The organism is Bradyrhizobium sp. YR681 (assembly GCF_000282615.1).
Taxonomy (GTDB): domain Bacteria; phylum Pseudomonadota; class Alphaproteobacteria; order Rhizobiales; family Xanthobacteraceae; genus Bradyrhizobium.
In genome coordinates this window covers 17,315-42,861 of sequence record NZ_AKIY01000298.1, presented here as the reverse complement: position 1 = coordinate 42,861, position 25,547 = coordinate 17,315, and the positions used below count along the sequence as shown (strand labels likewise).

General features: G+C 65.0%; 28 protein-coding genes. 12 read left to right on the top strand and 16 right to left on the bottom strand.

What is annotated here, in order from left to right:
• Window positions 1-80 precede the first annotated feature (80 nt).
• Window positions 81-1,058 carry a peptidyl-alpha-hydroxyglycine alpha-amidating lyase family protein gene (locus tag PMI42_RS32625; RefSeq protein WP_008142966.1) on the top strand — a complete coding sequence of 326 codons (978 nt, stop codon included), beginning with the start codon at window positions 81-83 and terminating at the stop codon, window positions 1,056-1,058.
• A 3-nt stretch (window positions 1,059-1,061) separates the two neighbouring features.
• Here the strand turns inward: PMI42_RS32625 and PMI42_RS32620 are convergent, their stop codons facing one another.
• The gene (locus PMI42_RS32620) at window positions 1,062-2,039 is read right to left on the bottom strand and encodes a Bug family tripartite tricarboxylate transporter substrate binding protein (RefSeq protein ID WP_008142964.1); all 978 of its coding nucleotides are present in this window, start codon (window positions 2,037-2,039) and stop codon (window positions 1,062-1,064) included.
• 164 nt (window positions 2,040-2,203) lie between these two features.
• On the opposite strand from PMI42_RS32620, the gene PMI42_RS32615 reads away from it, so the two are divergent.
• Together PMI42_RS32615 and PMI42_RS38255 are read left to right on the top strand one after the other, a co-directional pair.
• Complete coding sequence (locus tag PMI42_RS32615; RefSeq protein ID WP_008142962.1) at window positions 2,204-2,761, top strand: HNH endonuclease; 558 nt, start codon at window positions 2,204-2,206, stop codon at window positions 2,759-2,761.
• Window positions 2,762-2,775: 14 nt separating this feature from the next.
• Window positions 2,776-3,372, top strand: coding sequence for a hypothetical protein (locus PMI42_RS38255; RefSeq protein ID WP_008142960.1), 597 nt, complete (start codon window positions 2,776-2,778; stop codon window positions 3,370-3,372).
• Between the two features lie 8 nt (window positions 3,373-3,380).
• Here the strand turns inward: PMI42_RS38255 and PMI42_RS32605 are convergent, their stop codons facing one another.
• Both PMI42_RS32605 and PMI42_RS32600 read right to left on the bottom strand, forming a co-directional pair.
• The gene (locus PMI42_RS32605) at window positions 3,381-4,841 is read right to left on the bottom strand and encodes a GH1 family beta-glucosidase (protein WP_008142957.1); all 1,461 of its coding nucleotides are present in this window, start codon (window positions 4,839-4,841) and stop codon (window positions 3,381-3,383) included.
• Window positions 4,842-4,843: 2 nt separating this feature from the next.
• Window positions 4,844-5,845 carry a glycoside hydrolase family 16 protein gene (locus PMI42_RS32600; RefSeq protein WP_008142955.1) on the bottom strand — a complete coding sequence of 334 codons (1,002 nt, stop codon included), beginning with the start codon at window positions 5,843-5,845 and terminating at the stop codon, window positions 4,844-4,846.
• 338 nt (window positions 5,846-6,183) lie between these two features.
• On the opposite strand from PMI42_RS32600, the gene PMI42_RS32595 reads away from it, so the two are divergent.
• From PMI42_RS32595 to PMI42_RS32585, 3 genes are all read left to right on the top strand, one after another.
• Window positions 6,184-6,405, top strand: a complete 222-nt coding sequence (locus PMI42_RS32595) for a dodecin (protein WP_008142954.1) — start codon at window positions 6,184-6,186, stop codon at window positions 6,403-6,405.
• Window positions 6,406-6,584: 179 nt separating this feature from the next.
• Window positions 6,585-8,489: a sensor domain-containing diguanylate cyclase gene (locus PMI42_RS32590; protein WP_008142953.1), complete on the top strand. Its 1,905-nt coding sequence runs from the start codon at window positions 6,585-6,587 to the stop codon at window positions 8,487-8,489.
• A gap of 100 nt (window positions 8,490-8,589) precedes the next feature.
• Window positions 8,590-9,240 carry an HAD family hydrolase gene (locus PMI42_RS32585; protein ID WP_035967285.1) on the top strand — a complete coding sequence of 217 codons (651 nt, stop codon included), beginning with the start codon at window positions 8,590-8,592 and terminating at the stop codon, window positions 9,238-9,240.
• Between the two features lie 23 nt (window positions 9,241-9,263).
• On the opposite strand, the gene PMI42_RS32580 is transcribed toward PMI42_RS32585, so the two are convergent.
• The 6 genes from PMI42_RS32580 to PMI42_RS32555 form a co-directional block, all read right to left on the bottom strand.
• Entirely contained in the window at window positions 9,264-10,232 is a 969-nt protein-coding gene (locus PMI42_RS32580) for an ABC transporter ATP-binding protein (protein WP_008142950.1), read from the bottom strand.
• Window positions 10,229-11,224, bottom strand: a complete 996-nt coding sequence (locus PMI42_RS32575) for an ABC transporter ATP-binding protein (RefSeq protein WP_008142949.1) — start codon at window positions 11,222-11,224, stop codon at window positions 10,229-10,231. Before PMI42_RS32575 ends, PMI42_RS32580 begins: the two co-directional genes overlap by 4 nt.
• Window positions 11,224-12,141, bottom strand: a complete 918-nt coding sequence (locus PMI42_RS32570) for an ABC transporter permease (RefSeq protein WP_008142948.1) — start codon at window positions 12,139-12,141, stop codon at window positions 11,224-11,226. Before PMI42_RS32570 ends, PMI42_RS32575 begins: the two co-directional genes overlap by 1 nt.
• Window positions 12,107-13,066, bottom strand: coding sequence for an ABC transporter permease (locus PMI42_RS32565; protein WP_008142947.1), 960 nt, complete (start codon window positions 13,064-13,066; stop codon window positions 12,107-12,109). Before PMI42_RS32565 ends, PMI42_RS32570 begins: the two co-directional genes overlap by 35 nt.
• A gap of 29 nt (window positions 13,067-13,095) precedes the next feature.
• Entirely contained in the window at window positions 13,096-14,886 is a 1,791-nt protein-coding gene (locus PMI42_RS32560; RefSeq protein WP_008142946.1) for a peptide ABC transporter substrate-binding protein, read from the bottom strand.
• A gap of 260 nt (window positions 14,887-15,146) precedes the next feature.
• A complete protein-coding gene (locus PMI42_RS32555; protein ID WP_008142944.1) occupies window positions 15,147-16,565 on the bottom strand; it encodes a M20 family metallopeptidase in 1,419 nt (472 codons plus the stop codon).
• Between the two features lie 286 nt (window positions 16,566-16,851).
• Here PMI42_RS32555 and PMI42_RS32550 point away from each other — a divergent pair, with 286 nt between their 5' ends.
• From PMI42_RS32550 to PMI42_RS32540, 3 genes are all read left to right on the top strand, one after another.
• The gene (locus tag PMI42_RS32550) at window positions 16,852-17,823 is read left to right on the top strand and encodes a S1C family serine protease (protein ID WP_008142942.1); all 972 of its coding nucleotides are present in this window, start codon (window positions 16,852-16,854) and stop codon (window positions 17,821-17,823) included.
• 29 nt (window positions 17,824-17,852) lie between these two features.
• The gene (locus tag PMI42_RS32545; RefSeq protein WP_008142941.1) at window positions 17,853-18,923 is read left to right on the top strand and encodes a carboxylesterase family protein; all 1,071 of its coding nucleotides are present in this window, start codon (window positions 17,853-17,855) and stop codon (window positions 18,921-18,923) included.
• Between the two features lie 80 nt (window positions 18,924-19,003).
• Window positions 19,004-19,210 carry a hypothetical protein gene (locus tag PMI42_RS32540; protein WP_008142940.1) on the top strand — a complete coding sequence of 69 codons (207 nt, stop codon included), beginning with the start codon at window positions 19,004-19,006 and terminating at the stop codon, window positions 19,208-19,210.
• A 95-nt stretch (window positions 19,211-19,305) separates the two neighbouring features.
• Here the strand turns inward: PMI42_RS32540 and PMI42_RS32535 are convergent, their stop codons facing one another.
• The 5 genes from PMI42_RS32535 to PMI42_RS32515 all read right to left on the bottom strand — a co-directional run bounded on the left by PMI42_RS32535 (window position 19,306) and on the right by PMI42_RS32515 (window position 22,107).
• Window positions 19,306-19,965, bottom strand: coding sequence for a DsbA family protein (locus tag PMI42_RS32535; RefSeq protein WP_008142939.1), 660 nt, complete (start codon window positions 19,963-19,965; stop codon window positions 19,306-19,308).
• An 87-nt stretch (window positions 19,966-20,052) separates the two neighbouring features.
• A complete protein-coding gene (locus tag PMI42_RS32530) occupies window positions 20,053-20,775 on the bottom strand; it encodes an LrgB family protein (protein WP_008142937.1) in 723 nt (240 codons plus the stop codon).
• Window positions 20,772-21,155 (bottom strand): CidA/LrgA family protein, encoded by a 384-nt coding sequence (locus PMI42_RS32525; protein WP_008142936.1) that lies wholly within the window; start codon window positions 21,153-21,155, stop codon window positions 20,772-20,774. The genes PMI42_RS32530 and PMI42_RS32525 overlap by 4 nt, the downstream gene beginning before the upstream one ends.
• Window positions 21,156-21,189: 34 nt before the next feature.
• A complete protein-coding gene (locus PMI42_RS32520) occupies window positions 21,190-21,675 on the bottom strand; it encodes a PaaI family thioesterase (RefSeq protein WP_008142935.1) in 486 nt (161 codons plus the stop codon).
• A gap of 3 nt (window positions 21,676-21,678) precedes the next feature.
• Complete coding sequence (locus PMI42_RS32515) at window positions 21,679-22,107, bottom strand: acyl-CoA thioesterase (RefSeq protein ID WP_035967283.1); 429 nt, start codon at window positions 22,105-22,107, stop codon at window positions 21,679-21,681.
• A gap of 102 nt (window positions 22,108-22,209) precedes the next feature.
• Here PMI42_RS32515 and PMI42_RS32510 point away from each other — a divergent pair, with 102 nt between their 5' ends.
• The gene (locus PMI42_RS32510) at window positions 22,210-22,758 is read left to right on the top strand and encodes a TetR/AcrR family transcriptional regulator (RefSeq protein ID WP_008142933.1); all 549 of its coding nucleotides are present in this window, start codon (window positions 22,210-22,212) and stop codon (window positions 22,756-22,758) included.
• A 49-nt stretch (window positions 22,759-22,807) separates the two neighbouring features.
• Here PMI42_RS32510 and PMI42_RS32505 read toward each other — a convergent pair whose 3' ends face one another.
• Complete coding sequence (locus tag PMI42_RS32505; protein WP_008142931.1) at window positions 22,808-23,290, bottom strand: hypothetical protein; 483 nt, start codon at window positions 23,288-23,290, stop codon at window positions 22,808-22,810.
• A 214-nt stretch (window positions 23,291-23,504) separates the two neighbouring features.
• Here PMI42_RS32505 and PMI42_RS32500 point away from each other — a divergent pair, with 214 nt between their 5' ends.
• Both PMI42_RS32500 and PMI42_RS32495 read left to right on the top strand, forming a co-directional pair.
• On the top strand, window positions 23,505-23,777 hold the full coding sequence (locus tag PMI42_RS32500) for a PsiF family protein (protein ID WP_008142930.1): 273 nt from the start codon (window positions 23,505-23,507) through the stop codon (window positions 23,775-23,777).
• Between the two features lie 99 nt (window positions 23,778-23,876).
• Window positions 23,877-24,962 carry an AbrB family transcriptional regulator gene (locus PMI42_RS32495; protein WP_008142928.1) on the top strand — a complete coding sequence of 362 codons (1,086 nt, stop codon included), beginning with the start codon at window positions 23,877-23,879 and terminating at the stop codon, window positions 24,960-24,962.
• Here the strand turns inward: PMI42_RS32495 and PMI42_RS32490 are convergent, their stop codons facing one another.
• The gene (locus PMI42_RS32490) at window positions 24,963-25,502 is read right to left on the bottom strand and encodes a disulfide bond formation protein B (RefSeq protein WP_008142925.1); all 540 of its coding nucleotides are present in this window, start codon (window positions 25,500-25,502) and stop codon (window positions 24,963-24,965) included. It lies immediately after the preceding gene.
• Window positions 25,503-25,547: the final 45 nt, after the last annotated feature.

The following is a 25,547-nucleotide window of genomic DNA, read 5'->3' as shown; positions in this document are numbered from 1 at the left end:
CTGGATTGCTTCGCTGCGCTCGCAATGACGACGTGGATGCAGACGAGCAGGTCAGACACAGCTAAAGGAAGGGACAGCACATGCCAGCCATTCTCGGCACCGGCGAGCACCGCTATCGCGTCGTCGAAGATTTTGCAAAGCTGCCGAACGGCTGGCAGCTCACCGATGTCGCCTCGGTCGCGGTCGACAGCAAGGACCGCATCTACGTCTTCAACCGCGGCGAACATCCGATGGTGGTGCTGGACCGCGAGGGCAATTTCCTGCGCAGTTTTGGCGAGGGCCTGTTCTCACGTGCGCACGGCCTGCATATCGATGCCGACGACAATCTCTACTGCACCGACGACGGCGACCACACCGTGCGCAAATGCACCACCGACGGCAAGGTGCTGCTGACGATCGGAATCCCCGCAAAGCCTGCGCCGTTCATGAGCGGCGAGCCGTTTCACCGGTGCACCCACACCGCGCTGTCGCCGAAAGGCGAGATTTACGTCTCCGACGGCTATGGCAATGCGCGCGTGCACAAATACACGCCCGACGGCAAGCTGATCAAAAGCTGGGGCGAGCCCGGCACCGATCCCGGCCAGTTCAACATCGTGCACAATATCGCCACCGACGCCGACGGCTGGGTCTATGTCGCCGATCGCGAAAACCATCGCGTGCAGGTGTTCAACGGCGAGGGCAAGTACGAGACCCAGTGGAACAATCTGCACCGCCCCTGCGCGCTGTGCTGCTGCAGCGGGGCCAAGAACCCGACCTTCGTGATCGGCGAGCTCGGTCCCGGCCTCGACATCAACCGCAAAGTACCCAATCTTGGCCCGCGGCTATCGATCGTCGATGCGCAAGGCAAACGCATCGCGCGACTCGGCGGCGAGGAAGGCCCGGGCATTGCCAGCGGCAAATTCCTGGCGCCGCACGGCATCGCACTGGATTCGAAGGGCGACATCTACGTGGGCGAGGTCGGCGTCACCAACTGGACAACGAGTTTCCCGGGCGAGGAGATGCCGGCCGTCGTCCGCGCGACGCGGTGCTTGCAGAAGCTGGAGCGGGTGCGGGAATGACAGTTACTCCACCTTCACTCCCGACGCCCTGATGATCGGCCACCAGCGCTCGGCCTCTTCCTGCTGATAGTTGCGCAGGGCGTCCGGCGACTGCTGCACGAGCGGCGAGACCTGGATGCCGAGTTCGGCGAAGCGCTGCGTCACCTGCGGGCTTGCCAAAATCTGCACCATGGCGGCGTTGAGCTTTGCGGTGATGTCCTTCGACGTCCCCTTCGGCACCCACAATCCGTACCAGAGCGAGGCGGAATAGCCTGATAGGCCCGCTTCATCCGCGGTCGGAATGTCCGGCCAGGATGGCGAACGTGCCTTGCTGGTGACTGCAAACGTCTTGATGTTGCCTGCGCCGACCAACGCCTTGAAGTTCGAGGCCGGCTCGATCATCGCATCGATCTGGCCGGCGACAAGGTCCTGCATCGCAGGACCGTTGCCGCGATACGGCACGAACTGGAATTGCGTACCGGTCTCCTTCTGGAGCGCGATGCCGGCGAGATGGCCGGTGGCGCCGACGCCGGCGATGCCGACCGATGCCTTGTCCGGATTGGCCTTCAGCCACGCGATCAATTGTTTGAGATCATCAGCGGGAAGATCCTTGCGGCCGACGATCAAAAGCGGCTCGCTGCCGATCAGGATGACCGGCTCGAGATCGCGGAGCAGATCGAACGGCAGCGCGTAGAGCCCGCCGGTCAGCATGTGCGTTGTCGAGGTTCCGATCGACAGCGTGTAGCCGTCGGGGCTGGCGCGCACGGCGCGGCCGACGCCGAGCGAGCCGGCCGCGCCGCCGACATTCTCGATCACCACCGGCTGCTTCAGCACAGCGTTGAGGCGCTCGCCGAGGAACCGCGCCAGGGTATCGGTGGCGCCGCCCGCCGGGAATGGCACGATCATGGTGACGGGTCGCGTCGGATAATCCTCAGCCGCAGCAAGGCAAATCGGCGCCGCGCCGAGCATGGCCGCGAGCAGCGCGGCGAGCCAGCCTCGCATGGTCTCCTCCCCTGACCGCGGCGTTTTTGAGCGTTTTGCCACCCCGCCGCCGCATTGCCTGCGCCTGAATAAGTCGCTCAACGGGCTTCACAATCCCGTCACGCTGCATGTAGTATGTCAACACATGCTGCTTCGCAGCGTATATTGGAGGCCGGGAGCGTTACTTGAACGCACATGTCTCGCAAGGCAGTTGGCCGGTGCTGGTCCTGAACGCGGACTTCCGGCCGCTGAGTTACTACCCACTGTCTCTGTGGTCGTGGCAGGACGCGATCAAGGCGGTGTTTCTCGATCGCGTCAACATCGTCGCGCACTACGATCAGGCGGTCCACAGCCCCACGCTGCAAATGCAGCTGCCGAGCGTCGTCTCGCTCAAATCCTTCGTCAAGCCGACCACGCACCCTGCCTTCACCCGGTTCAACGTCTTCCTGCGCGATCGCTTCGCCTGCCAATATTGCGGCTCGCCCGAAGACCTCACCTTCGATCACATCATCCCGCGCAGCAAGGGCGGCCAGACCACCTGGGAGAACGTGGTCGCGGCGTGCTCGCCCTGTAATCTGCGCAAGGGCAATCTCACGCCGGCACAGGCAAAAATGTTCCCGCGCCAGAGCGCGTTCGCGCCGACCGTGCACCAGCTCCACCGCAACGGCCGCCTGTTCCCGCCGAACTATCTGCACGATAGCTGGCTGGACTATCTGTACTGGGATACGGAGCTGGATCCGTAGGGCGGAAGCCAGCGATGCGGTTCGACGTTCCTCGTAGCATTCGACCAGCCATCTTGCTTGCCGCTTTGGGAATTGGGTGGCCGGTCACTGTCCATGGATTGGATTGTGGGCTTCCGTATCCCGCTTTTTTCGAATCAATCAACGAGAACGTCGATCCAGCCAAGAGAGCCGTTGATCTCGAAGCGCGTGTCGCTCTTGAAACTCTGAGCCCGATTGTCTTCAGTGGCCGCCTCGTCAGCCTCCGTCCCGTTTCCGGGGCAGATACGGGGATCGAGCTGCTTGGATTCAAGGACGTCACAGTCCTGAAGGGTGCTCTTCGTCGCAGCAAAATCGATCGGCAAGCGACGGTCGCGTACTATAGATGGTGTGATAGTGGTTGCGCTCACCGGCCGCTGGAGTGGGCTCCCGGCGCGTTGCTCACGATCGGGGTTTCGCCCAGCCCCGACAAAGTCATAAGCGACGGCAAGACACTGTATCGAGGGCGGGTCGATGGCCAGTTCGGACCTTGCCGTGGAGGCCCGCTTTCGCCGCTCAAGTTGCTGCTGCTGACAGCGCCGCCGGAGGAAATCTCTCGCCTCGAGCGCGACTACCCGCCGCGCAAGCGTCCCTGAGCGGAGCCTCACACCCCGATCGCATTTCGCATCACCACATCCCGATAGAACGCCGCGCTCAGCTTCGGCACGCGCGCTTGCGTCTCGAAGTCGACCCGGTAGAGCCCGAACCGCTTGCCGTAGCCGAAGATCCATTCAAAGTTGTCCATCAGGCTCCAGAGGAAATAGCCACGGATCGGGACGCCCTCGGCGGTGGCGCGCTGCATTTGGGTCAGATAGTTGCGCAGGAACATGATGCGGTCGAGGTCGTAGACCTGGCCGTCGGCGGCGATCTTGTCGTCCGACGAGGTGCCGTTCTCGCTGATGTAGATGGTCTCGATATTCCAGATCTTTGCCGCAAGGCGCGGCGCCCAGTAGATCACCTCGGGCCCGACCCGCAGCCATTCCGAATTCATGTGCGGAAACGAAGTCGGGAACGGCAGCACGTGGAAGCCGGGCGCACGGTCGGAGGCGGTGACGTAGAACTGCGGCGCGTAGATGTTGAGGCCGACAAAATCGTTCGGCGCGCCGATGATCTTCAGCTCATCAGGCGTGAACTTCGGCGCGTCCGCGCCGGCATAGGCAAGATAGCCGTCGGTGTACTTGCCTTCCAGCACCACGCCGAGGAAGCCGGCGTTGAGCTCGCGCGTCGCGATCTCGGCGGCGCGGATGTTTTCCGGCGTTGCGATCGCCGGCACGCAGGCCGCGATGTTCTCGGCCGCACCGACGCGGGTGCCGGCACGCCCGGACGCACGGATCGCCTGCACGGCGAGCCCATGCGCCAGCGCCACGTGATGCCGCGCCTGGTTGAGCTGCGCGGTCGGCAGCTTGAGGCCGGGCGCGTCGATGCCCCAGCCATAGCCGAAATTCAGGAAGCGCCCGACCTCGTTCACGGTGAAGATGGTCTTGACGCGATCGGTCAGGCGCGTGGCCACATGGGCGGCATAATCGGCAAACGCCTTTGACGTATCGCTCGACTGCCAGCCGCCGACGCGGTCCTGAAGCGCCTGCGGCAGGTCCCAATGATAGAGCGTCGCACAGGGCTCGATGCCGTTCGCAAGCAGCTCGTCGACGAGACGGTCATAGAAATCGAGCCCTTTGGGATTGGGCTGGCCTGTTCCTTCCGGAAACACCCGCGGCCACGCAATCGAGAACCGATAGGCCCTGACGCCGAGTGCCTTGATCAGCGCGACGTCTTCCCTGTAGCGACGATAATGCTCGTTGGCCCGGTCGCCGGTCGAGCCGTCCTCGATCTTGCCGGGCGTGTGGCTAAAAGTGTCCCAGATCGATTTGCCGCGTCCGTCCTCATTGACGGCGCCCTCGATCTGGTAGGACGAGGTCGCCGTGCCCCAGAGAAAGTCCTTCGGAAAGGCCGCGGGCGCGTGGCGGTCGGCCGCAGCGTCCGCCGCAGCTCTCGCGCCCGACGCGGCGCCAAGCGCGGCGAGGCCCGCGAATCTGGCAAAATCGCGCCGTGAGAATTTTGCGAACATGCCTATCTCCGCGCCTGCTCCATGTCGATCTGATAGACGGAAATCCGGTCGATCTCGAACGCGACGCTCGGCGGCGATTCTGCATCGACCGGGCTGACGCCGGGAAAGAATTTCGACCCGATCGCGAGATTGACGATCATGTACATGGGATCGTCGAAGCCGATCGGCACCTTGATGTCGGACACCGGCCTGCGGTCGATGAAATAGACCAAGCGGTCCTCCTCCCACAGCACACCGTAATTGTGAAATGCACTCGAAGCATCGCCGACCGCGAAGTCGAAGCCGCAGGACTGGATCTTCTGGGTCGACGGAATCCGCCAATGCGTCGTCATCACGAGATCGCCGGGCCGCTCGCCGCGGCCCTCCAGCACGTCGACCTCGGGCGGCCAGCCGCCATCGTCCGCCAGCATCCAGAACGCCGGCCACACGGCATGGCCGACCGGCACCTTGGCACGGATTTCGAAGTAGCCGTGCTTCTGCGCGAACGTGCCCTGCGTGGTCAGGATTCCCGAGATGTACTCGTTGTTGAACAGCACGGGCTTCAATTCCGGCGGCGTGCGGCTGGCGACGATCGAGAGCACGCCATCCCTCACCCTGAACGGATCGAGCCCGAGCGGCGTCCCCGCACGCCCCGCGTAGCGCGGGTCGACATAGATCTGCTGCTCGCCATTGGCGCTGGTCTTGCGCTTGAAGTCGGAGCCGTCGCCGCCCCAGTAGCGCGCCTCCGGCCACGCCGCGCCGCCGGCGTAGTGCGGCACCCAGCGCCCTCCGGCGAGCGGATGCTCGTTGAAGTCGTCGTTGAATGTCCGGCGCAGCGGCAGGAACGCGAGCGAGGCCGGATTGACCGCCTCCAGCTTGCGGCATTCGATCATGGACGGATCGGTCGTCACCTGCAGCGACATCATGCCGGGCGCGCCACCGAGATCGTCCTGCGCGACGCCCGATGCAGGCGTGGCGGACAGGCCGATTGCGACCAGAGCGCTCCTCGTCCAACGGTCGATCATCACCGCACATCGAAGGTGCCGGGAAACGGTTGAGGCTAACTCGCCCGCATCGGAGCGAGCAAGGGCAGCCATCCCGCGGACCCCGCATTTGCGGAGGCCGACCGCTCACGCGAGCCATATTTTCGTGCGCTTCCACAAACTGGGACCCCTGCCCCGATCCTTGTCCTTTCCTGATCGTGCTTTGCGCCTTGGACGGGCAATCTCGGCGGCGGCGACACCGATCATGGAAACGACCGGGAACCCGAGCCGCGGGCGGCCGTTCACAGTGAAGGCCCAACGCTCTCGAAGACGCAGTGAGAGCCGTATCCGGCCCGCCACAACATAAGGGGAGACGCACCATGCCCACAGCCGAGAAGGATCACGTCTACAAGATCCTCGAACTGGTCGGATCATCCGAAACCTCGATCGAGGATGCGATCAAGAACGCGATCAGCCGCGCCGCCAAGACCATCCGCGAAATGAAATGGTTCGAGGTGGTGCAGACGCGCGGCCACGTCGAGAACAACGCCGTACGCCACTATCAGGTGACGCTGCGCGTCGGATTTACACTGGAGGAGTGAGGCGGGAACGCCGCCGCGCCGGCCCGTGAGACCGGCGTGGTTAACGCGCTCCGACGATAACCCTCGGAAACATCGAGCACCGGTTCCGGCTGAATACGGGATTCGCGCAATCTGCCGGGATGACGCAACAGGCCGTTAAGGCCAAAGTGAAAGGTTTGCGCCGAAATGGAGCAAGCCTGATGCATACGGGCCGCGAATTCGGAAAGACGCGTCTTCCGCTCTGGGCGGCGAGTTTCGTGGCGCTGGCCTGCTTCGCCATCCTTGGCTTGAGCGGCTGGCGCGAATGGGAAACGCGCAACGCCGACCTCAGAACCGCCGAAGTCGACGTCGCCAATCTCGCGCATTCGCTGGTCCAGCATGCAGACGACACGTTCGAACTCGTGGATACCATCCTGGTCGGGCTGGTCCACCGGCTCGAGATCGATGGAACGGGTCCGGACACGATCGCAAAACTCCAGGCCTATCTGCCGACCCGGAAATCGTCGGACCGCATCCGCGGCATCTTCATCTATGACGCCACGGGCCGGTGGCTTGCCACGACCGAGCGCGTGGACTTCTCCAGGCTGAACAACAGCGACCGCGAATACTTCCAGCACCATCGGGACTCGACGGATCCCGGCACGCTGATCGGAAGCCCGGTCAAGAGCCGCGCCGGGGGTCAATGGATCATCACCGCGTCCCGCCGGATCAATGATCCCGACGGCGGCTTCGCCGGCGTTGCCCTGATCACGATCGACGTCGGCTATTTCGTCAAGTTCTACGAGCGCTTCGATTTCGGCCCGAACGGCTCGACCTCGCTGCTCAGCAATGCCGGCATCATGCTGGCGCGCAGCCGCGACGAGAGTGGCGCCTTCGTCGGGCGCGACTTGTCCAACACGCCATTGTTCAAGGGATGGGACAGCCGGCCGGCCGCGGCGGTCTACTATTTCAAGTCGCCACTCGACGGCGTGCAGCGGCTCAGCTACTACCAGCGCAGCAGCCACTATCCCCTGATGGTGCTGGCGAGCAAGTCGCAGGACGACGTGCTGGCTCCCTGGCGACGCGCGGCGACGATGCGCATGGCCTTCGTCCTCGGACTCGTCCTGCTGATCGCCGTGATCGGCTATTACCTGGTCCGCCAGCTCTCGCAGCGGCAGCGGATGGCGCACGCTTTGGTCGCCAAGGAAGCCCATTTCCGCATGTTGGCCGAGCAGTCCAGCGACATGGTGACCCGGATCGGACTGGACAACCGGCTGCTCTACGCCTCGCCGTCATGCGCGCGCATCATCGGCTGGTCTGCCGAACAACTGCTGGGCACGTCGGCGGTAGCCGGCATTCACGCCGAGGACATGGGGCGGGTCGAGCAGGCCATCGTGGCGCTGAAGAACGGCGAGGCCGAGGAGGCGCGGCTCGTCTATCGCCAGCGCCATCGCGAGAAGGGCGAGATCTGGGCCGAGGCGGCCTTGCACGTGACGCGGGACTCCGGCAGCGGCGAGGTCGACGGCGTCGTCGCGGTTGTGCGCGACATGACCGAGCAGAAGGACCTCCAGGACAAGCTCGCCTCGCTCGCAACCACCGACGGCCTGACCGGGCTCGCCAACCGGCGGACATTCGACGAGCGCCTCGCGGACGAATGGGCGCGCGCCCGACGTGACGGCACGCAACTCTCGCTGCTGCTGATCGACGTCGATCATTTCAAGGCGTTCAACGACCATTACGGGCACGTGGCCGGCGACGGCTGCTTGCGTGCGCTGGGCCGGATTCTGTCCGCCCATGCGAGGCGCCCGGCCGACCTCGCGGCGCGCTATGGCGGCGAGGAATTCGCCATCCTGTTGCCGAACACCGATGCGAACGGCTGTGCCGGGGTCGGCGAGGAGATCCGCGAGGCGCTGCACGATCTGGCCATGCTGCACGCCCAGAATCCGCCCTCGCGGCTCGTCACGGCGAGCCTCGGCGCCGCAACGGGTCTCCCGTCCCAGACCACGACGGACTGCAGCGCCCTGGTGACGGCCGCCGATCGTGCGCTCTACGCCGCAAAGGACAGCGGCCGCGACCGGCTGGTGATGTCGGGGCAGGTCGTCCCCTGGCCCGCGAAGAGCGCGTGACGAAGTCACCGGCCGGCGGCTTCGCGAGATCGCGGCGTCCGGCCTCATGCCGGGATTTGTCGCCGACATTCTCTCGGGATATGACAGCGATCATGGCCGGATGTTCGGCCAATCCGCGAGTGTTGCTGTGACTGACGGGATCAAGCTTGTCCTCTTCGACATGGACAATGTCCTCTGCGACTACGACAGGGGAAAGCGTGTCGCATGGCTGGCGGAACTTGCGGGGACGACCAGCGAGTTCGTCCACGAGGCGATCTGGGAGAGCGGCTTCGAGCTGCTCGGCGATTCCGGCACGCTCGATGCCGCCGATTATCTGCGCGGCTTCGGCGAACGCATCCGCTATCCCCTGTCGCTCGACGAGTGGGTGGAGGCGCGGCGCCGTGCGATGCAGATCGATCGCGCGATGCTGGAGATCGCCCGCCGCCTGCGTGATACCGTCGATATTGCCGTCCTGACCAACAACACCACGCTGGTCGCCGACCATATCGACACGCTGCTGCCGGAATTGCGTCCGGTGTTCGGCACCAAAATCTACACCTCGGCCCAGTTCAAGGCGGCGAAGCCGGACCCGCACTGCTATCGTCTCTGCCTGTCGGAGCTCGACGCGAAGCCCGAAACCGTCCTGTTCGTCGACGATCTCGCCGACAATGTTGCGGGAGCGCGCGAGGCGGGCCTGTTCGCGCATCACCACAATTCGGTGGAGGCCTTCAGGCGAGCCCTTCTAGAGCATGGTCTGCTTCACCACGAATGAACCGTGCGCCGCCTCAGTCGATCTCAGGCGAGATGACACGCCACGAAGTGGCCGCCCGCCCCTTCCCTCAGCTCCGGCGCGCTTTCCGCACAGCGCGGCTGGGCGATCGGGCAACGGGTGTGGAAGTGGCAGCCGGACGGCGGCTTCATCGGGCTCGGAACGTCGCCCTTGAGACGGATGCGCTCGCGCTTGAGTTTCGGATCGGGTACCGGCACCGCCGACAACAGCGCCCTGGTGTAGGGATGCTGCGGGTTGCGGTAGAGGTCGTTGGCTTTCGCGAGCTCGACGATGCGGCCGAGATACATCACCGCGACGCGGTCGGAGATGTGCTCGACCACCGAGAGATCGTGCGCGACGAAGAGATAAGTGAGGTTCAGCTCGGCCTGGAGATCCTCCAGCAGGTTGATGACCTGGGCCTGGATCGACACGTCGAGCGCGGAGACCGGCTCGTCGCAGACGATCAGCTTCGGCTCGACCGCGAGCGCGCGCGCGATCACGATGCGCTGGCGCTGGCCGCCGGAGAATTCGTGGGGGTAGCGGCGCATGTGCTCGGCCTTGAGTCCGACCTTCACGAGCAGGCTCGCGACACGATCCTCACGTTCCCTGGCCGATGATCCGAGCTTGTGAATAACAAGGGCTTCGCCGAGGATGGCGCCGATCGTCATGCGTGGATTGAGCGAGGCGAACGGGTCCTGGAACACCAACTGCATGTTCCGCCGCATCGCGCGCAGATCGTTGCCGCTGAGCTGGCGTACGTCCTGGCCGTCGAACGTAACCTCGCCGTCGGTCGGCTCGATCAGACGCAGCACGCAACGGCCCGTGGTGGACTTGCCGCAGCCGGATTCGCCGACGAGACCGAGCGTCTCGCCGCGATTGACCGAGAACGACACGCCGTCGACCGCATAGACGCTGCCGACCTGGCGCGACAGCAGGCCGCCGAGCACGGGAAAATGTTTCTTCAGGCCGCTGACGCGGAGCAAGGGTTCGCTCATGACGCGGCTCCCAACTGCGTATCTCCCAGGTGACAGGCCATGCGGTGGCCGGGCGAGACCTCGCGAAGCAGCGGCTCCTTCTCGGTGCAGACGTTCATGGCAAACTTGCAGCGCGGCGCAAACCGGCAGCCGACCGGCGGATTGATCAGGATCGGCACCGAGCCGCCGATCGCCTCGAGCCGCGTCTTGTGCTCGCTGTCGAGGTCGATGCGCGGGATCGAGCGGATCAGGCCTTGCGTATAGGGATGGCGGGGATCGCCGAACAGGTCGTCGACGGGCGCCTCCTCCACCACCTTGCCGGCATACATGACGACGACGCGCTGCGCGGTCTCGGCGACGACGCCCATGGCATGGGTGATCAGCATCACCGCCATGCCGAAGCGTTCCTTCATGTCCTGGAGCAGGTCGAGGATCTGCGCCTGGATGGTGACGTCGAGCGCAGTGGTGGGCTCGTCGGCGATGATCAGCTTCGGCTTGCAGGCCAGCGCCATCGCGATCATCACGCGCTGGCGCATGCCGCCGGAGAATTGGTGCGGATAATTGTGCACGCGGCCTTCGGCGTTGGGGATCTGCACCAGCTTCAGCATCTCGATGGTGCGCTCGAGCGCTTGCTTCCTGGTGACGTTCTCATGGCGGCGCAGGCTCTCGGCGATCTGCTCGCCGACCGTGAGCACCGGATTGAGCGAGGTCATCGGCTCCTGGAAGATGAAGCCGATTTCCTTGGCGCGGATCTCGTCGAGCTGGTTGCTCGTCAGCGGCACGAGATCGCGGCCTTCGAAGATGATCTGGCCGGCCGCGATCCGGCCCGGCGGCATCGCGATCAGCTTGAGGATCGACATCGCGGTGACGGTTTTGCCGCAGCCGGACTCGCCGACGACGCAGAGCGTCTCGCCCTTGTTGATGGTGATGTCGACGCCGTCGACGGCCTGCAGGATGCCGTCGTCGGTGGAGAAGTGGGTTTTCAGGCCCTTGATTTCGAGCAGCGGCGCCATCAGATCACCCGCCGCGCGTCGAGCGCGTCACGCAGGCCGTCGCCGATGAAGTTGATGGCGACCACCGCGATGAAGATCGCGCCACCTGGAAACAGCGCCCAGTGCGGTCCGATATCGAGGAAGTCCTTGGCATCGTACAGCAGCCGCCCCCAAGTCGGGGTATCCGGCGGGAAGCCGAGGCCGAGGAACGACAGCGTCGATTCCGCGATGATGGCGGCGGCGACGTCGATGGTGCCGGCGATGATCACCGGACCGAGCGCATTGGGCAGGATGTGGCGCACGACCTGCCGCACCGGACTGGCGCCGAGCGCACGCGCGGCTTCGACGAATTCCTTTTCGCGAATCGACAGGAACTGCGCACGCACGAGGCGCGCCACCGGCATCCAGCGCAGGCCCCCGATCACGAGCACGATCAGGATGAAGATGCCGCCCTCGGGGCCAAACGCGACCTTCAGCCCGTCGCGGAAGAGATAGATGAGCAGCAGCAGCAGCGGCAGTTGCGGCAGCGACAGGAACAGGTCGGTGAGCCACATCAATCCATGACCGAGTGCACCGCGCGACATGCCGGCGAGCGCGCCGATCAGCACACCGATAATGACCGAGACCAGCATTGCGGCGAGGCCGACCGCAAGCGAGATGCGCCCGCCATAGATCATGCGGGCCAGGATGTCCTGTCCGAGATCGTCGGTGCCGAAGGGATGGGCAAGCGACGGCCCCTGCATGCCGGCCACGATATCGATGTCGTCGATCTTGACCCGCCACAGGAAGGGGCCGGCGACCACCGCCAGGACCAGAACGAGGAGCAGGAACGCGCTGACCACGGCAAGCTTGTGGCGGCTATAGCGCCGCCACGTCTCGCGCCAGGGCGAGTAGACGCGCCGCTCAGCGGAGGGAGATGCGAGGGTCAAGCCAGCCATACAGGACGTCCGCGATGAGATTGAACAGGACCACAAGGCACGCGAAGACGAAGGTGACGGCCATCACGACCGGCGTGTCGTTGGAAAGGATGGAGGAGATCAGCAGCGAGCCGATGCCGGGAATGCGGAAGATCTGCTCCGTGACGATGGCGCCGCCGAACACGGCAGGCATCTGCAACGCGATCAGCGTGACCACCGGGATCATGGCGTTACGCATCACGTGCTTGACGATCACCTTCGCCTGCCCGAGGCCCTTGGCCCGCGCCGTGGTGACGTAGTCGAGCCTGATGACGTCGAGCATGGCCGAACGCACGAAGCGCGTCATCGACGCCGCCTGGAACAGGCCGAGCACCGCCACCGGCATGATCGCCTGACGGATCATCTCGAGCACCCAGCGGATGCCGGTGCCCTTGACGTCGGTGGTGTAGACGAAGGGCAGCCAGTCCAGCGTGACCGAGAAGATCAGGATGAACAGGATGCCGGTGAAGAAGGTCGGCAGCGAGAAGCCGACGAAGGCGAGCGTGTTCGCGATCTGGTCGAACAGCGAGTAGGGCTTCGTCGCCGCATAGACGCCGACGGGAATCGCGATCAGCAGCGCCAGGAGCTGCGCCGAGCCGATCACATAGAGTGTGGCCGGCAGGCGCTGAAGGATGAGCGTATCGACGTTCATCCGGCTGACGAAGGAGAAGCCCCAATCGCCATGCGCCATGGCGGAGAGCCAGTGCAGGTAACGCAGATAGATCGGATCGTCGAGGCCGAACCTCGCCCGAAGCGCAGCAGCGACTTCGGGCGGCACGTTCGGATTGGTCGCCAGTTCCGAGAATGGATCGCCGGGGGCAAGCGCCAGCACGACGAACAGCACCAGGGAGATTCCGAGCAAGCTCGGAATCGCGATCAAAAGACGACGCAGGACATACTGACTCATGAGGGAGAAACCCGTCTAGGCCTGCGTGATCATTCCTCCCGGTACCAGTCGAACAGGTTGTCCGTTTCGTTGGCCCAGCCCGAGATCACCGGGCGCAGCGTGTTGGCGGCCGCCTCCACCTTCAAGCGATGCTGCGCCGGGATGAAGACGGTGTCGTTGAACAGCAGATCATTGGCCTTGATGTAGAGCGCCGTACGCTTGACCGGATCCATCTCGCCGTCGGCGGCGTCGATGGCCGCGTCATAGTCCCTGTTGACCCAGCGCGGGAAATTGGTGCCCTGCCACTTGTTCTCCTTGGTCGCCACATTGCTCGAATGATAGCGGCGCATGTGCTGGGCGGGATCCGGCTGGCTCATCGGGATCTGGAACATCTCGATGTCGGCGTAGAACTTGGCGTAGGTGTCGGGGTTGGCCACGTCCGAGGAGAAGAACACCGAAGCCACGACGGACTTCAATTCCACGTCGATGCCGGCCTTCTGACAGGCCTGCTTGACGATCGCCTGGGTCTTCTGGCGCGGGCCGTTGATCGAGGTCTGGTACAGCAGCTTCAGCTTCTTGCCGTCCTTCTCGCGAATGCCGTCCGCACCCGGCTTCCAGCCGGCATCGTCCAGGATCTTCGAGGCCTTCTCGATGCTGAACTCCCAGGAGGTGTTCTTGGAGACGAACTTCTCCGGGCCGTTGAGGAAGTTCGCCGTGGTGCGGCCGGCACGGCCGTAGATGGCCTTCTTGATCGATTCGCGATCGACCAGGAACGAGAGCGCCTTGCGCACCGCCGGATCGGAGAACAGCGGATGCTTGGTCTTCATCGAGGAGCGCTCGCCGTCGACCTCGGTATTGGGATCGGTGAAGTTCAGCGCGATGAACTCGGTATCGCCGCCGACGGCGTAGATGGTTTTACCCTTGCCGCCCTTCTCCAGACGAAGCAGCACGTCGTCCTCGACCTGGATGTTCCAGCCGAAATCATATTCGCCGGTCTGGATCACCGCGCGCGCCGCCGAGACGGCATCGCCGCCACCCTTCATCTCGATCGTATCGAAATGAGGACGGTTCGCCATGTGATAGTCGGGATTGATCACGCCCCGGATGAGATCGCCGGGCTTGAACTCGACGAACTTGTACGGGCCGGTGCCGACCGGGGCGAGGTTGGTCGGGGCCTCGCGGGACTTCGAACCCTTGAACTCGGCAAACAGGTGCTTGGGCAGAATCTGTCCGGTCGCGCCGACGAAGGCGTCGGCCCAGAACGGCGTCGGCTTCTTGAAGTTGAGGCGGATCGTCAGATCATCCACCTTCTCGACCGTGATGTCGCGGTAGGTCGCGACGGTGACCGCCGCGGTCGCGGGATCGATGATGTATTCCCAGGTGAAGACCACGTCATCAGCGGTGAAGGGCTTGCCGTCGTGCCATTTGACGCCGGGCTTCAGCTTCCAGGTCACCGATTTGCCGTCGGCGGCGAGCAGGCCGTTCTGGGTCGACGGAATTTCGGTCGCCAGAACCAGCTTCATGTTGCCATCGGGATCCCAACAGGCGAGCGGCTCATAGAACAGGCGCGAGCCGTCCTGGTCCTTGGTGCCGGTGGCGAAATGCGGATTGAGCAGGGTCGGGCCCTGCCACCACAGCAGCTTCAGCGCACCGCCGCCGCCACGCTTGGTCGGCTTGTACGGCGAGGCCCCCTCGGCCATCGCGACGCCGCCGAGCGCGAGGATCTGGTTGGCCAGGGGCGCGGTGAGGCCGACAGCGGCCAGGCGCTGGATGAAGGCACGGCGATCCATCCGCCCGCCCTTCACGTCACCGATCATCGAACGCAGTTCTTTATCCAGCATGGTTGTCCCCCGTCTGGTTCCCGTATGGATGCAGGCGGCCGCGAGGCGACCGCCGGGTTTGGCTGGCGGTAGATGGCACACTGAATAGGCCGCCCGTCAACTGCGACCGTATGTATGCAAACAGTGTTCTGGCTGTCTGTTGGGCAAAACGACGTTCCACAGCCCAAGCGTTCGGCAATCCGGCGTCAAAACACGCCGGATTCCGCGTTGCACTGCGGAAAATTTGTTCGCCGGATCAGACGAAGTATCGAGACGAAATTCTACGCCACGGACATCGTCAGCGGGGGCGCGACGTGGTCGGGCAGCGGGCAAACATAAGGAGTCTTGGCGGTCCGCCTCACCAGGTCCGCCTTCGCGGCCTCGATCAGCTTCGGCTCTGTCAGGGCCTTGATGCCGAGCCCCGCCATGGCCTTGGCCGCCTGCACCATCGCCTTGTGCGCGTGTGCGCTCTTGCCCTGCGCCACCACCTGCCAAGTGTGGAACGGCGTGCCGATTGCAACCGTTGGTGCGTGAACCTGCACGGTCGGCACCACCCAGCTCACGTCGCCGACGTCGGTCGAGCCGACCAGCGGATTGCGCTTGGCATCGAGCGGCACCAGGAAGTCGGCCAGCGGCCGATCGGTCGGCTCCATGCCGATCGCGTAGTAGACCGAGGCGATGTCCTTGTCGCTCAGCGTCGCGCGGATCTGGCTGGCAAAGCCCTTGTCCGCATCGTCGAAATGCGGCGGCCCGAGCTCTTCCATGACCCGGTGCAGCGCCTGCTCCAGCGGCGTATTCGGCAGGATGTTGGAGACCGCCGAGATGATCTTCATCTCGACCTTGGTCTCGGTCATCAGCGCCGCACCCTCTGCAATCTTGCTCACGCGTCCGACCAGTTCGTTCATGCCGGGAAGATCACGGGCGCGAATCGAATAGCGCACGCGCGCATGCGCCTGCACCACGTTCGGCGCGATGCCGCCGGTGTCGAGCACCGCGTAATGCACGCGCGCGTCGCTCGGCATGTGCTCCCGCATGTAGTTGACGCCGACATTCATCAGTTCCACCGCGTCGAGCGCGGAGCGGCCGAGATGGGGCGAAGCCGCCGCATGCGAGGTGCGGCCGGTGAAGATGAAGTCGGCGCGGGTGTTGGCGAGCGACGGCGTCACCGCGACTTCCCAGAAACTGTGCGGATGCCAGGTGATGGCGATGTCGGCATCTTCGAATGCGCCGGAGCGCACCATGAACGCCTTTGCCGCGCCGCCCTCTTCGGCCGGGCAGCCGTAATAGCGCACACGGCCCGGCACCTTGTTCTGGGCCAGCCAGTCCTTCACCGCGGTCGCGGCGAGCAGCGCCGCAGAACCAAGCAGATTGTGGCCGCAGCCATGGCCATGGCCGCCGGTTTCGACCGGACGAGGCTCGGCGACGCCGGCCTCCTGGCTGAGGCCCGGCAGCGCGTCATATTCACCCATGAAGGCGATGACCGGTCCGCCCTCGCCCCATTCGCCCATCACCGCGGTCGGGATACCGGCGACGGTCTCGGTGATGCGGAAACCCTGGTGGCGCAGCTCGGCGAGATGCTCGGCGGCGGACCGCGCCTCGGTGTAGCAGACCTCCGGCATGCCCCAGACCTTGTCGCTGAGGTCGATGAAACGCGCCTTGATCGTGTCGACGCCACGCCAGATGTCGCTGCGGTTATCCATTGCTTCGGTCCGTGATCCCTTGGTCAAACGAAGCGGCAATGGTTAGCAGCTTCATTGCGGGTCGCCTAGCACCTCGCGGGACACCAGCCATGCGGCCGATGCCTGATGGAGCACCGCCTGCCACCTATGCAGGCATTGCCGTGCCTTCTCGGGATTTCGCGCTGTGTTCTCAGGAATAGTTGGGGACCAAGGCTTTCAAGACGGCCTGCTCCGGCCTAAATTATGCGTGCTTCGCGCGTCGTTCCGCCAGCCGCGGCGGCGTGATGCACTCAGCCAGGAGAACTCCATGCCCGCCCTGACCGAATGGAGAGTGCCGCCGGCCAATCAGCCGCGGGCGAGCGATTACGGTTTCGATCTCGACCGCGCGCTCGGATCCGTCGTCGGCCTGCACGCCATCATCCCGCCTGACGCCTTCAGCGCCGAGACGCTGGGCACCGAACGCGCCGGCAACGGCGTCGTGATCGACGACGGGCTGGTGCTCACCATCGGCTATCTCATCACCGAGGCGGAATCGGTGTGGCTGCATCTCGCCGACGGGCGCGTCGTCGAGGGGCATGCCCTCGGTTTCGATTCCGTCACCGGCTTCGGCCTGGTGCAGGCACTCGGCGAGCTCGACGTCGAACCACTGCCGCTCGGCAAGTCGGCAGACACGAGGCTCGGCGACCGCGTCGTGGTCGGCGGCGCCGGCGGCCGCACGCGCTCCGTCGCGAGCCAGATCGTGGCCAAGCAGGAATTCGCCGGCTATTGGGAATATCTGCTGGACGAAGCCCTGTTCACCTATCCCGCCCACCCGAACTGGGGCGGCACCGCACTGCTCAACGAGCGCGGCGAATTGATCGGCATCGGCTCGCTCCAGCTCGAGCGTGAGCGCGACGGCAAGGCCGAGCACGTCAACATGATCGTGCCGATCGATCTGTTGAAGCCGATCCTCGACGACCTCCGCAAGTTCGGCCGCGTCAACAAACCGTCGCGCCCGTGGCTCGGGCTTTATTCGACCGAGATCGACAACCGCGTGGTGGTGATCGGGATCTCCGCCAATGGTCCGGCCGCGCGCGCCGAGCTCAAGACCGGCGACGTCATCCTCGCGGTCGACGGCGACAAGGTCACGAGCCAGACCGCCTTCTACAAGAAGATGTGGGGGCTCGGCGCCGCCGGCGTCGACGTGCCGCTCACCGTGCATCATGAAGGCGTCACCTTCGACGTCACGGTGACGTCGACCGATCGCTTCAAGCTGCTCAAGGCGCCGAAGCTGCACTGACAAAACCGAACTGACCCAAGGAAGCGGCGATGACCGAGGCCGTCGTTGACGACATCGTGACCGTGCTGCCGCCGCTGCTGAACGCGCTGGAGGCGCTCGGCTTCTTCCAGCGGAATTTGCACCCGCCAGCGTTCGCCTCCGTGATGAATGAAATCGGGGCGCCGGACGAGACGCTTCAATCCGCACGCGCGGCGATCGGCGAGTGGCCCGAACAATTCGCCGGCTTGCGCAGCCGGCTCGATGCGGCCTGCAACGAGACGCTCGCGGCCTTTGCGGGGATTCGCGAGGTCGAGCGCGGCAACGGCGACCTCGTCGCCGTCTTCCGCGCGCTGCGCCATCTACCGCGCGCGCAGGAGGCCCTCTATCCGCTGGCCGTGCAGTTTCCGCCGGTGAGCAGCTTCTTCCTCAACACCGCCAATCGCGAGAACGAGGACCTGCTGGCGCGGCTGGGGACAGGTGCAAGCGAGGACACCGGTATCTTCCACGACCACAACGAGCCTGGCAGCCGCGGCGGCTTCTCGATTTACGTCCCCGAATATTACACGCACGATCGCGCCATGCCGCTGGTGATGGCGCTGCACGGCGGCAGCGGCAACGGGCGCGGCTTCCTGTGGAGCTGGCTGCGCGATGCCCGCAGTCTTGGCGCGATCCTGGTGGCGCCGACTGCGACCGGATCGACCTGGGCGCTGATGGGCGACGATGCCGACACGCCCAACCTCATGCGCATCCTGGAGACCGTGCGCAACCGCTGGACGATTGATGTCTCGCGCGTGCTGCTGACCGGCATGAGTGACGGCGGCACCTTCAGCTACGTCACCGGGCTCGACGGCGCCTCACCCTTTACGCATCTCGCCCCGGTGTCGGCGACCTTCCATCCGTTGATGGCCGAGATGGCGGATGCCTCGCGCCTGCAGGGCCTGCCTATCTTCATCACCCACGGCAAGCTCGACTGGATGTTTCCGGTGCAGACCGCGCGGCAGACGCAAGCAGCGCTCTCCGCCGCCGGCGCCGACGTCAATTATCGCGAGATCGACGATCTCAGCCACACCTATCCGCGCGAGATCAATGCGGAGCTGCTGGCGTGGCTGAACGGAAAATGAACAACCTCTCCTTAGATGCGCCGCATGGCCGCGGAACCATCACCCCGGGCCGACGTTATCGCCCGTCACCGGAGGTTGCTATGCGGACTTTTTTTGGAATGATCTTGGGCGCGCTGCTTCTTGCTGGCGGCGTCTATGTCTATGACTCCATGCAGACCTCGTCCGTCGCCAACGGCGAAGTTGCGACCAGCAATCGCACCATCGTGAACTGGGACGTGGCCAAGGCCGACTGGGATGCACTGCGCGATCGCGCGCACAAGGACTGGGTCCGGATCTCGTCGAAGTAATTTCGAAGTATTCTCGACCTGCCAGACATGAACAGGGCGCCGTCGCGGGTTCGCGGCGGCGTCCTTGTGTTGGCTGTGATCTCATACGGCCAGCGTCAGTTCATCTTGGCCTTGCGTGCATCGGCGATGACCTGCTCGAACTCGTTCATGCTGAGCACGCCCGGCACGCGGTACTTGCCGACGATGAAAGCCGGGGTGCCGCGGAAGCCGAAGGCTTCAGCCTGCTCGTTGTTGCGCTTGAGGATGGCGTCGATGTCCTTGGCGCGATCGGCGAGATCGCGCTTGAGGCGATCCATGTCGACGCCGGCGGCCGCGAGCAGCTCGTCGATGCGCGGCTCGGTCAGGCGCGAGCTGACCCCCATCATGGCATCATGGGCCTGGTGATACTTGTCCTGGAATTTCGCCGCGAGCGCGATCCGCGCCGCGGTGACCGAGACCGGCCCGAGGATCGGCCAGTCCTTCATCACCAGCCTGACCTTGCCGTCGTCCTGCACGACCTGGCGCAGTTCGGGCTCGAGCTTGCGGCAATAGGGACAATTGTAGTCCGACCATTCGACGATGGTGATATTGCCGTCGGGATTGCCCGCGACAGGCGTATCGGGATCTCGCAGCACCTTGCTTTCGGTCAGCACCTCGTCGTTGTCAGCGGCAGCCGGCACCGAAGCGAGGCCGCCCGCTGCGAGGGCGCCTGCCCCGATCAGCGTCAACGCCCTACGGCGCGTCGGCACGAGGCCCTTGTTGCCAGATCCAGCCATATCTCGTCCTGTTTCGGTCCCATCTTCGCAAATACGGCTCGGAACCGGGAATTGTTACCGATCATATAGAGGGTCGCAGCCGCAATGTCATCGCACCAGCAGCGTGACCGCCAAGGGGACCAGGAAGGAGGTCACCAAGGCGTTCAGGCTCATGGCGATGCCGGAGAACACGCCGGCGATCTCGTCGACCTGGAACGCGCGGGCGGTGCCGATGCCGTGCGCGGCAAGGCCGGCGGCAAAGCCGCGCGCGCGGTAGTCGGTAACGCCGGTCCGGTTCATCAGCGGCGTCACGATGATCGCGCCCATGATGCCGGTGAGGATGACCGCGACCGCCGCCAGCGACGGATCGGCATGCAGCGATTCGGCGATACCCATGGCGACGCCCGCCGTGACCGATTTCGGCGCCAGCGAGAGCACGACGTCGCGCGGCAGCCCGGCGAGCTCGGCGAGCAGCACGACTGAGACGATGGCCGTCACCGAACCCGCGACCAGTGCCACCAGCATCGGCACGATCGAGACAACCACGCGCTTGCGGTTCTCGTAGAGCGGCACGGCGAGCGCGACGGTGGCGGGTCCCAGCAGGAAGTGCACGAACTGCGCGCCGGCGAAATAGGTGGTGTAGGACGTACCGGTTAGAAGCAGGAACGCGCCGATGATCCACATCGCGTGCAGCACGGGATTGGCAAACGGATGCCGCCGCGTCGCCAGCGACACCGCATCGGTGCTCGCATAGACCAGCAGCGTCACGGTCAGCCAGAGCAGCGGCGACTGCGAGAGATAGACCCAGAGCGAGAATGGATTGTCCTTCATCGCGCGTCCTGTTGCTTCAACAGGCGGCTGACGAGACGGAAGGTGAGCACGGTCGCGAGCAGGGTGACGACCACCGAGAGCGCCAGCACGAGGACGATGGCAATGCCGTGCTCCGCGAGCAGATCGAGCTTCTGCACGACGCCGACGCCGGCCGGCACGAACAACAGCGACAAATGCGCGAGCAGGCCCTTGCCGGCCGTCTCCACGCCATCATTGCGCAGCGGTCCGCGCGCGAGCAGCGCAAAACGTTCGCGGGCGAGCAGCAGCATCAAAAGCAGCAACAGGCCGAGCACGGGACCCGGCAATGGCAGGCCGAGACCGCGCACGACCACTTCGCCGATCAATTGGCAGAGCAGAATGAGACCGAGACTTGCGAGCATGACCGCCGCATCAAGGGATGCGCCGGCAGGCTTGTCAATCGCCGTGCAAGGCCCGGGACATGCCCGACGGCTGCGGCGCCTGGCGCGGCAGCATCGCCATCAACGTTCCGGTCATGGTCGCGATCAGCGTGGTCTTCCCATCGTGCTCGGCAAAGGCCCTGGCCTCGCAGAAAGTGAGCGTACGACCCGGCTTGACCACCTCCGCCTTGAACACGAAACGCTCGCCGCGGGCGGGGGCCAGCAGCGTGGTCTTGAACTCCACGGTGAGGATATCGGCCTCGCGCGGCATCAGGGTGAAGGCGGCAACGCCGCAGGCGTTGTCGAGCCCCGCCGTGATGATGCCGGCATGGACAAAGCCGTTCTGCTGCGTGAATTCAGCCGAATGCAGCATGGACAGCTCGACCTCGCCCGGCGCAAGGCGGACGATCACGATGCCGAGCCTATGCATCGCCGGCTGGCGGTCGAACAAGGCGATGGCCGCGGCGCGATAGCCCGGGTTTTTCGGTTCGAACGCAGCCATGGCTCAGGCCTCGGCCGGCTCGGCAAGATGCCTGCGCGCGATCTCGCGGACCACATCTTCGAATGGCACCGATTTGCGCTGGCTGCGGTCCACGTGCACGCCCGTGATCTCGCAGGTTGCGGCGATCTCGCCGGTCTCGGCATTGACCATATCGTGCCGGAAGCGGATCGATTTTTCGCGGACCTCGAGCAGATGGCTGCGGATCTCGACGATGTCGCCGGCGAGCAGCTCGCGCTTGTAGGTGATGTTCTGCTGGACGGCGGCCATGCCGCGGCCGGAGGAGCGCAAATAGCTCGGCGTCAGCCCGAGACGGGCGAACAGATTCCAGTTGGCCTCGTCGAATTTGCCGACATACCACATGATGTTCATGTGACCGACGTGATCGCACTGCCACGGATACACCGTGCCGCGATAGGTCGCCGCCTGCTCCATCGCCATTCCCCGCCCTGTCGATTGATTCTGATACGGTAGCGTATCAGGCATGAGACGCGTTAGCAATACGGCACCGTATCAAGAACCGGTGAGGCTTCCTTCATGAGCGACGGCAAGGGCGATGTCTGGGTCGAGGCAGGGTTTACCGAGCTCGCCCGGGCGGGCGTCGAGGGCATCAGGGTCGAGGTGCTCGCAAAGAATCTCGGCGTCACCAAGGGCGGCTTCTATCGCCGCTTCGCCGACCGCGCCGCGCTGCTCGATGCGATGCTGGTGCGCTGGCGCGAGGGACGCGCGGCGTCCATCGCGCAGCAGACGAGCCTCGATGGCGAGCCCCCCCGCGAGCGGCTGAAGGCCGTGATCCAGCTCTATTCCGAGCGGCTCAATCCGGAGGGCATGGCGATCGAGCTTGCGATCCGGCAATGGGCCCGCTCGGACGAGAACGCAGCGGCGGCGGTGGCGAGCGTCGATGCGGCGCGGCTCAAGCATGTCGCCGAACTCTATCGCGCGACCGGCCTCGAGGCCGAGGCGGCCGAGGCGCAGGCCTTTCTGTTCTACTGCTTCATCTTCGGCCAGAGCCTGCTGTTCGTCGAACGCGGTCCGCGCAAACGATCGCAGCTGGTGGCGAAATCGGCCGAAAAGCTGCTGGACTGAAACGCAAGAGGCCGGAGCCAGGCTCCGGCCTCTGCATCGTATCGAAGCCTCAGGCGGCGCCCTTCAGCTTCTTGTTGCATTCGCTGTAGTAGCCGCCGCCCTTCTCGATCCACTTCATGCCGCCATTGCCGTTGGTGGTCTTGTTGGCATTGTACTGGTCGACGCAGGTATGGAGGCGTGCCTTGCCGGCGGTCTCCTTGGAATATTTCGGATCGACCGCGTTCGGGTAGATCGCGGGGCCGGCCGGCAGGGTCGGCGCGGCAGCGGGGGCGGCCTCCTTCTTCGCCTGCTTCGGCTCGGCGGGGGCCGCCGGAGCGGCCGCAGTCGGCGCAGCAGCCGGCGTCGCGTCCGCGCCGCACTGGGCCTTGCGGAAGTCATTCCACTTCGTCGTGCCGAGCGAGCCGTCCTTCTTGGCAGCCTGATATTTCGCGCTGCACTCCTGCGAAGTCAGCGCCTGGGCCGGCGCGCTCGCCACCAGCGCGGCAAAACCCGACAGCGCAACAGCACACAGCAATTTCGATTGAATGGTCATCCTGAGGTCTCCTCCTTGGTCTTTCCCGAGCTTGATCTTCCGGGGGAAGTGAAACGAGGATTGCTATCCTAGCGTGCCGGCCATCGGCGACAAGGAAGTGATGGCTCCTGCCGCCAAAATATAGTGATCCCACCGGTTCGGATTATTCATGTCGCGTTCAGCAAGACGGGCCGACGTTCCCAACCCTTCGCAATTCTCCCAAGAGTGCAACATCATGACCTTCACGTCTCGCCTCGCCGTCGTCGCCCTCGCCTCCCTGCTCGCCGCCGGCCCGGCCTTCGCGCAGACCGCCGCGCCGGCGGCCAAGACCGACACGGCTGCCACAGCCGACAAGAAGGTTACCAAGGAGCGATCGGCCGAGTCGCTCGAGTGCTCCAAGCAGGCGGACGCCAAGGGACTGAAGGGCAAGGAGCGCAAGAAATTCCGTCGCGACTGCAAGAAGGAAGCGAAGGCCGGCAATCCCGCTCCCGCCGCCGACAAGAAGTAAATCCGGCGCGATCCTTCGCGCGCCTTGGCGAGACGCGTACGCATTGCGGCATGACGAGCCAGCAATTGTGCGCCTCTCGCTGATTTGCGATAAGGTGGCGTGAAGCAAATCACCGCCTCCCTGCCGTTCGAATGGCCCAGCCGTGCCGAGATCTTGAGCACGGTGGAGACGCTCGTCATCGGCGCCGCCGGCGGCCTCGTGTTTCTGCTCGCCGGCCTTCCCGGCGGGCTGATCTCGGGCTCGATGATCGCGGTCGGTATCGCCGCGATCGCCGGACGCAAGCTCACGCTGCCGCCGATACTGACCCAGACCGTGCTGGTGCTGCTCGGCATTTCGCTGGGCTCGGTCGTCTCGCGCCACCTGATCCAGCAGGTCAGCGCCTATCCCCTCACCATCGGCCTGCTTGCGCTCGCCACCTTCTGCTCGACCTTCGGCTCGAGCTACTATCTCCAGCGCATCCATGGCTGGGATCGCACCTCGGCCTTCCTTGCCGGCAGCCCCGGCGCGCTGTCGCAGATCACCATTTTGGCGGTCGAGCGCGGCGCCGACCTGCCCGGCATCGCGGTGGTGCAGACCATGCGCGTCATCATCCTCACCGCGGCGCTGCCGATGGTGCTGGCGATCGCGGGCATCGCACCTTCCACGGCGCCGACGCTGACGACCGCGATCGCCTCGCCGCTCGACCTCGTCGAACTGGTCGCGGCCTCGCTCGCCGCGGCGCTGCTGCTGCGGCTGATCAAGTTTCCGGCAAGCTGGATGTTCGGCGCGATGATCGCCTCCAGCGTCCTGCATGGCGCAGGCTGGGTCGAGGGCGGATTGCCGGATTGGGTACGCGGCGTGGCGCTGATCGGCATCGGCGCCCTGATCGGCAGCCGCTTCGCGCGGATGCGGATCAAGACGCTGGCGGGCCACATCAATGCGGCGCTGGGCTCGTTCGCCGTGGCGATTGCCGTCTCCGCGATCTTCGTCGTCATCGTCGCGCTCACCACGCAGGTGAAGTTTTCCGACGTCGTGGTCGCCTTCGCGCCGGGCGCGATGGACGCCATGCTGGCGCTGGCCCTGACGCTGCACATCGACCCGATCTTCGTCGGCGCCCATCATCTGTCGCGCTTCGTGTTCGTGACGATCGCAACGCCGGGCATCGTGCACCTGTTCGGGCGCACGCAGGACGATGTGGACGATTAGCTAGCGCTTCGCCGTCGCCACAAATCCCGACGCCGAAATCGCGGCCATCAAGAGCGAGATCAGGACGTTGTAGCCGGCGAGCGAGAGGCCGAGGAAGCGCCATTGCACCTCGTCGCAGCGCACCACCTTCACGGTGTCGAGCTTGGACAGCAGATCGGCGGCGCTGCCGAGATTGACGACGGGACCGGAGCAATCGGTCGGCCCCTTCCAGAACCCCCATTCGACGCCGGAGTGGTAAGCGCCGAGGCCGGCATTGGCGAGCGTTGCCAGCGCGAGGATCGCGAGCCCCGCCAGCAGCAGCGGCCGCGGCGCGCCGCTCCTGGCCGCAAGCGCGGTGAGCGCACCAAGCGGGACCGCGAGGTAATAGGCGTAGCGCTGCTCGAGGCAGAGCGGACAGGGCACGATCCCGAGCACGAGCTGGAAGAACCAGGCGCCAGCGATGGTCGCCGCGGCGATCAGCGTGACGAGCAGCGCGGCAGTCAGGGCAGGGCTCGCGGCCGCCGGTTTGAATGCAGGTATTGCGGCACTCTGGGTCGTCACGGCAGCCTCTTTTCGATGGGTCGCTTCGTTAGGCTCTAACCCCGG